The organism is Pantoea pleuroti, assembly GCF_014156615.1.
Lineage (GTDB): Bacteria > Pseudomonadota > Gammaproteobacteria > Enterobacterales > Enterobacteriaceae > Pantoea > Pantoea agglomerans.
This window is the reverse complement of the sequence record NZ_SBFD01000018.1, coordinates 20,702-28,190: the sequence shown is the minus strand read 5'-3', so window position 1 is coordinate 28,190 and position 7,489 is coordinate 20,702. Positions and strand designations below refer to the sequence as shown.

General features: G+C 53.3%; 10 protein-coding genes. 4 read left to right on the top strand and 6 right to left on the bottom strand.

Annotated elements, in window-relative coordinates:
* The first annotated feature begins 214 nt into the window (after positions 1–214).
* Positions 215–769, top strand: coding sequence for a gamma carbonic anhydrase family protein (locus EPG66_RS22620; RefSeq protein ID WP_033768385.1), 555 nt, complete (start codon positions 215–217; stop codon positions 767–769).
* Here EPG66_RS22620 and EPG66_RS22615 read toward each other — a convergent pair.
* The 6 genes from EPG66_RS22615 to dprA are packed head-to-tail and all read right to left on the bottom strand — an operon-like array spanning position 736 to position 4,530.
* Positions 736–993, bottom strand: a complete 258-nt coding sequence (locus tag EPG66_RS22615; protein ID WP_031593737.1) for a DUF1488 family protein — start codon at positions 991–993, stop codon at positions 736–738. The two genes, EPG66_RS22620 and EPG66_RS22615, sit on opposite strands and share 34 nt — an antisense overlap.
* Positions 990–1,808 (bottom strand): shikimate dehydrogenase, encoded by an 819-nt coding sequence (gene aroE / locus EPG66_RS22610; protein ID WP_182688165.1) that lies wholly within the window; start codon positions 1,806–1,808, stop codon positions 990–992. The genes EPG66_RS22615 and aroE overlap by 4 nt, the downstream gene beginning before the upstream one ends.
* Before the next feature lie 3 nt (positions 1,809–1,811).
* Positions 1,812–2,384, bottom strand: coding sequence for an L-threonylcarbamoyladenylate synthase type 1 TsaC (tsaC, locus tag EPG66_RS22605; protein WP_010252735.1), 573 nt, complete (start codon positions 2,382–2,384; stop codon positions 1,812–1,814).
* A 3-nt stretch (positions 2,385–2,387) separates the two neighbouring features.
* A complete protein-coding gene (locus EPG66_RS22600) occupies positions 2,388–2,936 on the bottom strand; it encodes a DNA topoisomerase family protein (protein WP_031593735.1) in 549 nt (182 codons plus the stop codon).
* Positions 2,937–2,960: 24 nt separating this feature from the next.
* On the bottom strand, positions 2,961–3,434 hold the full coding sequence (gene smg / locus EPG66_RS22595) for a DUF494 family protein Smg (protein WP_010252741.1): 474 nt from the start codon (positions 3,432–3,434) through the stop codon (positions 2,961–2,963).
* Positions 3,406–4,530 (bottom strand): DNA-protecting protein DprA, encoded by a 1,125-nt coding sequence (gene dprA, locus EPG66_RS22590; RefSeq protein WP_182688153.1) that lies wholly within the window; start codon positions 4,528–4,530, stop codon positions 3,406–3,408. The genes smg and dprA overlap by 29 nt, the downstream gene beginning before the upstream one ends.
* 115 nt (positions 4,531–4,645) lie before the next feature.
* Here dprA and def point away from each other — a divergent pair, with 115 nt between their 5' ends.
* The 3 genes from def to rsmB are packed head-to-tail and all read left to right on the top strand — an operon-like array spanning position 4,646 to position 7,474.
* Positions 4,646–5,158, top strand: a complete 513-nt coding sequence (gene def / locus EPG66_RS22585) for a peptide deformylase (protein WP_064703835.1) — start codon at positions 4,646–4,648, stop codon at positions 5,156–5,158.
* Between the two features lie 20 nt (positions 5,159–5,178).
* Positions 5,179–6,123 carry a methionyl-tRNA formyltransferase gene (gene fmt / locus EPG66_RS22580; RefSeq protein ID WP_039392213.1) on the top strand — a complete coding sequence of 315 codons (945 nt, stop codon included), beginning with the start codon at positions 5,179–5,181 and terminating at the stop codon, positions 6,121–6,123.
* Between the two features lie 49 nt (positions 6,124–6,172).
* Positions 6,173–7,474, top strand: coding sequence for a 16S rRNA (cytosine(967)-C(5))-methyltransferase RsmB (gene rsmB / locus EPG66_RS22575; RefSeq protein ID WP_143790657.1), 1,302 nt, complete (start codon positions 6,173–6,175; stop codon positions 7,472–7,474).
* Positions 7,475–7,489: the final 15 nt, after the last annotated feature.

Genomic DNA, 7,489 nt, shown 5'->3' with positions numbered 1-7,489 from the left:
CTCTCAACCCGTTTTCCGTTGCCGGTGTTCCGTGTCGATGGAGGCGCATTATAGGGATCCCGTTTCAGAGCACAACCCTTTTTTTGGATCTTTTATCTGAACGGTTATAAATGATCCAGATTGATGAGATCGCCAGCGATCCAGGCCAGAATTGGCTTGTCAGCTGCCTGAAATCGCATCAGGCTGCATTGAAAACAGAACAAAGGAGAACATGATGACTTCCGCCCTACGTCCATATAAAGACCTTTTCCCGCAAACTGGCCAGCGCGTTATGGTCGATCCAAGCAGTGTTGTGGTCGGTGATGTCATAATGGAGGATGACGTGAGCATCTGGCCGCTGGTTGCGATCAGGGGTGATGTGAATCAGGTTCGCATTGGTGCCCGTACTAATGTACAGGACGGCAGTGTTCTGCACGTTACGCATAAATCAGCATCTAACCCGCAAGGCTTCCCTCTTATTATTGGCGAGGATGTCACGATCGGGCATAAAGCGATGTTGCACGGCTGTACCATTGGCGATCGCGTGCTGGTCGGAATGGGATCGATTCTGCTTGATGGCGTAATAGTAGAAGAAGAGGTGATGATTGGTGCCGGAAGTCTGGTGCCGCCAGGTAAAAGACTGGAGAGCGGCTATCTCTATCTGGGTAGTCCGGTCAGGCAGATCAGGCCGCTGAATGACAATGAGAAGGAAGGTTTACGCTATTCCGCTAATAATTATGTCGCCTGGAAAGATGATTACCTGGCGGGAGATAACCAGATCCAGCCCTGAGTATCAATATTATCCTGACGGATAGCCGCTTCGGCCTCATCTTCCAGATCCCAGCGATGGTGCTGAAACAGCGCCATCACCTCTCCTTCACCAAAACGTGAAGCCAGCGACTTCCCGCTGATTGCACAGGTCAGCCGCATGCCGTTGACCAGCACCGGGAAACAGACCGCGTTCAGTTCAGCATCATAGGTTTCATCATCAGGAAACTGTATCGCCTGATTCATGGCTGCATGGCCTGTTTAAGCTGAGTAATCACCGGCGCGATTTCCGGCATCACACCGTGCCACAGATAGAAGGCATGAGCAGCCTGCCCCACCAGCATGCCCAAACCATCTGCCAGATGAACCGTGCCCTGCGCCTGACACCAGCGCAGGAAAGGCGTCAGCCCGCTTTGATAAAACATGTCATAACAGCGCACATCAGCATGGATGACTGCTTCAGGTAAAGGAGGGATTTCGCTATTCACACCGCTTGAGGTCGCATTAATGATCAGATCAAAGTGCCGATCTGCCAGTTGCTCAAAACCACATGCGCGGATAGTGCCGCTCTCTGCAAACAGGCCAGCCAGCTCTTCCGCCCGCGCGGCGGTACGGTTAACAACAGTGAGTGTCACGTCTGCTGAGAGAAGCGGCAGAATGACCCCACGTGCGGCACCGCCCGCCCCCACCAGCAATACCTTGTCACCAGCGTTGATCATCTTCAGCCGTTCAAGATCGCTTAACAGCCCGATACCATCCGTGTTGTCACCCAGGATCTGCCCATCGCTGAGCTTTTTCACCGTGTTTACCGCGCCGGACAGCGCTGCACGTTCGCTGAGCTGATCGGCAAATTCCCATGCCTGCTGTTTAAAAGGTAACGTCACGTTGGCGCCACGGCCTCCCTGTTCGAAAAAGGCAGAGAGCGCATGAGGGAAACCATCAATCGGGGCACAAATCCGACCATAGCGATGTTCAACGCCCGTCTGTTCAGCGAAAGCCTGATGGATCAGCGGAGATTTACTGTGGTTGATCGGATTACCGAAAACGGCGAATTGATCCATGATTTAGCCCTGACGTATAAGTTCGCCGCTGATGACATCGCGGATTTCAGAGGGATTGAGCCGCCCACCTGTTTTTCCCGACAGAACCGGGAACTGCTCACCAAACTGCTGCTTCACTTCTTCAGCCGTGCGGCAGGGAGGCAGGCCTGACAGATTTGCGCTGGTTGAGACCAGCGGTTTACCAAATGCACGGCAAAGAGCCTGCACATCAGGATGGTCACTGACGCGAATGGCCAGTGAATCAAACTGTCCGGTAAGCCAGCGAGGCGTCTGTGGTGGAACGGGTACGACAAAGGTCACCGGGCCGGGCCAGCATGCAAACATCCGCTCACGCTGGATCACAGACAGTTCCCGAGCGGAGATGTAAGGTTCCAGCTGAGTGTAATCAGCCGCAATCAGAATAAGCCCCTTTTCTACCGGACGCTGTTTCAGCGCCAGTAAAGCCATGACGGCAGATTCACTGTCAGGGTCACAGCCCAGACCAAATACGGCTTCAGTGGGATAGGCGATGACCGCCTGTCGATTCAGCTGCTCTAAGCAGGTTTCAAGTGAATCGGCGAGGTGTTGATTTTCCATGGTCTATGCATTCTCTTCAGCAATGGCTTTGCCACAACTTTTACTGGCGCAAAAGCGTTTGATCCCTTGTGCCGTCTTTTTTTCAACTAACAGCGGAAACTGGCAATAAGGACAGATTCCGGCAACGGGTGTCAGATTCACGACAAACTGGCAGGCTGGATAGCGATCGCAGGAGTGAAACGTTTTGCCGTAACGTGAGCGCCGCTGAACTAACCGGCCCTCATGGCACTGTGGACAGGCCAGCGAGGTTTCATCCGGTTTGTCGATGGTTTCGGTGTATCCGCATTCCGGATAGAGGCTACAGCCAATGAACATGCCAAATCGTCCCTGCCGCAACACTTTATCCGCGCCACATTCGGGACAGGCGTGGCCTTCCAGCACTTTAACCACATGGCCATCGGCCTGACCTTTTAGGGGTCGAATGTAGTCGCATGCCGGGTAGTTCGCGCAGCCCAGAAAAGGACCGTGTTTACCGGAGCGGATAACCAGTTCTGCCCCGCAAGCGGGGCAGGGATCCTGTTTACGCACGGTGAAGAGTGCAGCTTTACTCATAGCGATCAATGCATGAAAGGAAATTTAATGCAGCATACCTTCATTGGCGTCGAATAGCAGTTCTTCCATCTGCTGATAGGCATTTTCACATCCGGGAATGTTGAACAACACCATCAGTACCACCCATTTGAGATCCTCCAGGTCAAACTCAGAGGTATCCAGCGCCATGATGCGTTCGATGACCATTTCACGCGTTTCCAGGTTCAGCACCTGAATCTGCTCCAGGAACAGCAGGAAACCACGGCTGTCAGCATCTAAACGTTTGCTCTCTTCATCGGTATAAATACGCATGGAGAGCGGATCATTTGTCAGTAAAATTGGCGCAACCAGTCCTTCCTGATAGTCAGCCAATCTTTCTAACCAGTTCAGCGCACTGTAAATATCTTCACGATGGAACCCGGCATCCGTCAGGTCGTCTGTCAATCTGTCCTGATCAACACCCATTTCTGCTTCGTTGTGGATATATGTCTCAAACAAATACATCAGTACGTCGAACATGGCATGCCCTCCTCAATCGGACATAGCCGCCGGGTACAGCTGCGATCCATCCTGCTAACTCCAGTTCCAGCAACTGAGCTGAGATAACTGGCACAGATTGGCCGGCACGTTCAGCGACAACGTCAACAGGTGTAACATCATCACCTACGTTAGCCAACACATCAGCAAATGGCAATGGAGCATCGTCACTCACCTCAGAATAAATTTCATCGGCCTGTGTCGCCGGCAGCCAGTTAAGTGCACTAGCCAGATCCTCCACGATGTTATTGGGATGGGCCACCAGCAGCGCTCCCTGCTGAATCAGCCAGTTTACACCTTCGCTTAACGGGTTACCGAGCGCGCCAGGTAAGGCATAGACATTACGATTTTGCTCCAGCCCATACCGCGCCGTTACCAGGGAACCACTCTTCAGCGAGGCTTCTACCACCAGCACCCCATGGCTCAGGCCGCTGATAATACGATTACGGCGCGGAAAATTAAGCGGATGCGGCAGGGTCGTCAGCGGAAACTCAGAAATCACAGTACCACCCTGTTCAACGATCTCTGCGGCAAGATGGGCATGATTGCTGGGATAGAGCCGCTGCAAACCACTACCTAACACGGCCACCGTTTTACCGCCCACGTTGAGTGCTGCCTGATGCGCAACACCATCAATCCCCCTTGCCAGTCCGCTGGTAATGGTCAGACCGCTGAGGCTTAAGTGCTGAGTAAACCAGTCGCACCAGTAGCGGCCATAGTGTGAACAGTTTCGGCTGCCCACCACCGCTAACTGTGGTGTGCTGATAAGCGCAGGATCGCCATCAATATAGAGCAGCGGCGGAAAGCGGTTTGTTTCTTTACGACGGGCAGGATAGGCCGCGTCCAGAGCAGTCACCAGATGATGAGCCGGACTCTGAGCCAGCCAGGAATAGACTTCTGTAAGTTTTTTTTCATTAAAATCATAATATTGCTGGCACTGGCTCTCATCTAAGCCAAGCCGGATAAGCTGCTCCCTGTCTGCCTGTCCGGCACCTATTTGCTGCGCCACATCAACCCAGCGTTTTCCTGTCATGCCAGTGACGGCGGCCAGCCGTACAGACTGCGCTATTTTGTCCATCTTCAGCTCCCTGATAGCCCTTGCTTCCTGCCGCAGAATGCTGTCAATCAGGCCTCGAAAAGTCTACAATATAAGGTAGTAATCTTTTCTTAACCGAATACAGATCTGGATATTTATGTCAGTTTTGCAGGTATTACATTTCCCTGACGAGCGTCTTCGCAAAGTCGCCGCGCCCGTTAAAGAAGTTAACGCAGACATTCAGCGTATCGTTGATGATATGTTCGAGACGATGTATGCCGAAGAAGGTATCGGTCTTGCGGCTACGCAGGTCGATATTCATCAGCGCATTATCGTGATTGACGTCTCTGAAAGTCGTGAAGAGCGTTTAGTGCTGATTAACCCTGAGCTGCTGGAAAAAAGCGGTGAAACCGGCATTGAAGAGGGCTGCCTCTCTATTCCGGACCAGCGCGCATTTGTTCCGCGTGCCGAGCGGGTAAAGGTCCGCGCACTCGATCGCGAGGGTAAAAGTTTCGAGCTGGAAGCCAGCGAGTTACTGGCCATCTGTATCCAGCATGAGATTGATCATCTGGAAGGCAAACTGTTTATCGATTATCTGTCGCCTTTAAAACGGCAACGGATCAAAAATAAATTAGAGAAACTGGCGCGTCAGAACGCGCAGGCTTCCTGAGATCTTACTAAGGGATAAACGTGTCTGCCCCGCTAAAAATCATCTTTGCCGGCACACCTGACTTTGCAGCGCGTCATCTTGACGCGCTGCTTGCTTCTGAACATCAGGTTATCGGCGTATTCACCCAACCCGACCGTCCTGCAGGTCGCGGTAACAAATTAACGCCAGGCCCGGTCAAAACGCTGGCGATGGCACATGACATTCCGGTTTATCAGCCTAAGTCACTGCGACCTGAAGAAAATCAGCAACTGATTGCTGACCTCAAGGCCGATGTGATGGTGGTTGTGGCCTACGGATTAATTCTGCCCAAGGCCGTGCTTGATATGCCACGTCTGGGATGCATCAATGTCCATGGCTCACTGCTGCCACGCTGGCGCGGAGCCGCGCCTATTCAACGTGCACTCTGGGCTGGCGACAGCGAAACCGGCGTGACTATCATGCAGATGGACGTGGGACTGGATACCGGCGATATGCTGCATAAGCTGGCTTGTCCGATTACGGCCCAGGATACCAGTGCCACGCTGTATGACAAGCTGGCACAGCTTGGGCCACAGGGGCTGCTGGATACGCTGACCTTACTGACCACTCAGCAGGCTTCACCTGAAAAACAGGATGAAACGCTGGCCAACTATGCTGAGAAACTCAGTAAAGAGGAAGCACGTCTTGACTGGACACTCTCTGCAGAACAGCTTGAGCGTTGTATTCGCGCCTTTAACCCGTGGCCGATGAGCTTTTTCACCATTGAAGATCAGCCGGTTAAAGTCTGGCAGGCAAGCGTTCTGCCCCACAGCGATCGTGCGCCTGGTGAAATTATCCATGCTGACAAGCATGGCATCCAGGTGGCGACGGCTCAGGGTGTACTGAACCTGCTGCAGTTGCAGCCCGCCGGTAAAAAACCGATGTCGGCTCAGGATCTTCTCAACTCGCGCCGGGAATGGTTTGAACCTGGAACCCTTCTGGACTGACTCTCAGGCCCGGTCCCTCACCGGGCCTTTTGTTTGATGACAAAACCCTATGACTAAATCTATCAACCTGCGTAGCCTCTCGGCTCAACTTATTGAGCGTGTGGTCGACAAGGGCGAATCCCTGAATACGGCACTGCCAGCCGCACAGAAAAAGCTCTCTGACAAAGATAGCGCGTTAGTGCAGGAGATCTGTTTTGGCGTATTACGCACATTACCGCAGCTGGAAGCGCTCATTGGCAAACTGATGGAGCGTCCACTTACCGGCAAACAGCGGGTTCTGCACTATCTGATCATGGTCGGTCTTTATCAGCTGGAATATACCCGTGTGCCTGCCCATGCCGCACTGGCAGAAACCGTCGCGGGCGCCGAAGTACTGAAGCGCACCAGTATGAAAGGCTTAATAAATGGCGTATTACGCCAGTTTCAGCGTCAGCGGGAAGAGCTGCTCGCCACTGTTCAGGATGGCCCGCAACGCTATCTGCATCCGGGATGGCTGCTAAAGCGGTTGCAGCATGCCTGGCCGGAACAATGGCAACAGATTGTCGAAGCAAATAATCTGCGTCCGCCGATGTGGCTGCGGGTTAATCGCCAGCACCACGATCGGGATACGTGGCTGGCAATGCTGACCGAAAGCGGCAGGAATGCACAGCCTGCTGTCGATGTGCCAGATGCACTGCGGCTTGACGCCCCTGCCCCGGTCAGCCAGCTACCAGGCTTTGATCAGGGTTGGGTCACCGTGCAGGATTTATCTGCCCAGCGCTGTGCCTTGCTGCTTGAGCCCCAAAACGGCGAACAGATTCTGGATTTATGCGCTGCGCCCGGCGGTAAAACGACCCATATCCTTGAAATCGCGCCTCAGGCCGAAGTCATGGCCGTCGACGTGGATGCGCAGCGTCTTAAACGCGTAAATGAGAATCTGCAACGACTGGATATGAAAGCAGACGTGAAACAGGGTGATGGACGAACGCCGCAACAGTGGTGCGGCGATCGTCAGTTTGACCGTATTCTGCTGGATGCGCCCTGCTCTGCTACCGGTGTTATCCGACGCCATCCCGATATTAAGTGGCTGCGTCGCGATCGGGATATCGCCGAGCTGGCAAAGCTTCAGGGGGAAATTCTTGATGCTATCTGGCCGCACCTGAAACCTGGCGGTACACTGATTTATGCCACCTGTTCCATCCTGCCTGAAGAGAATCATCAGCAGATAGATGCTTTCCTGCAGCGCCAGCATGATGCGCAGGCTGAGCCCCTCGGAGATGCGCCCGCGAACGGCTTACAGGTATTCCCGGAAGCCGAGGGTGGAGATGGTTTCTTCTACGCTAAGCTGATAAAAAAATCGGGTACAAACTGAGATGAGTATTGATAA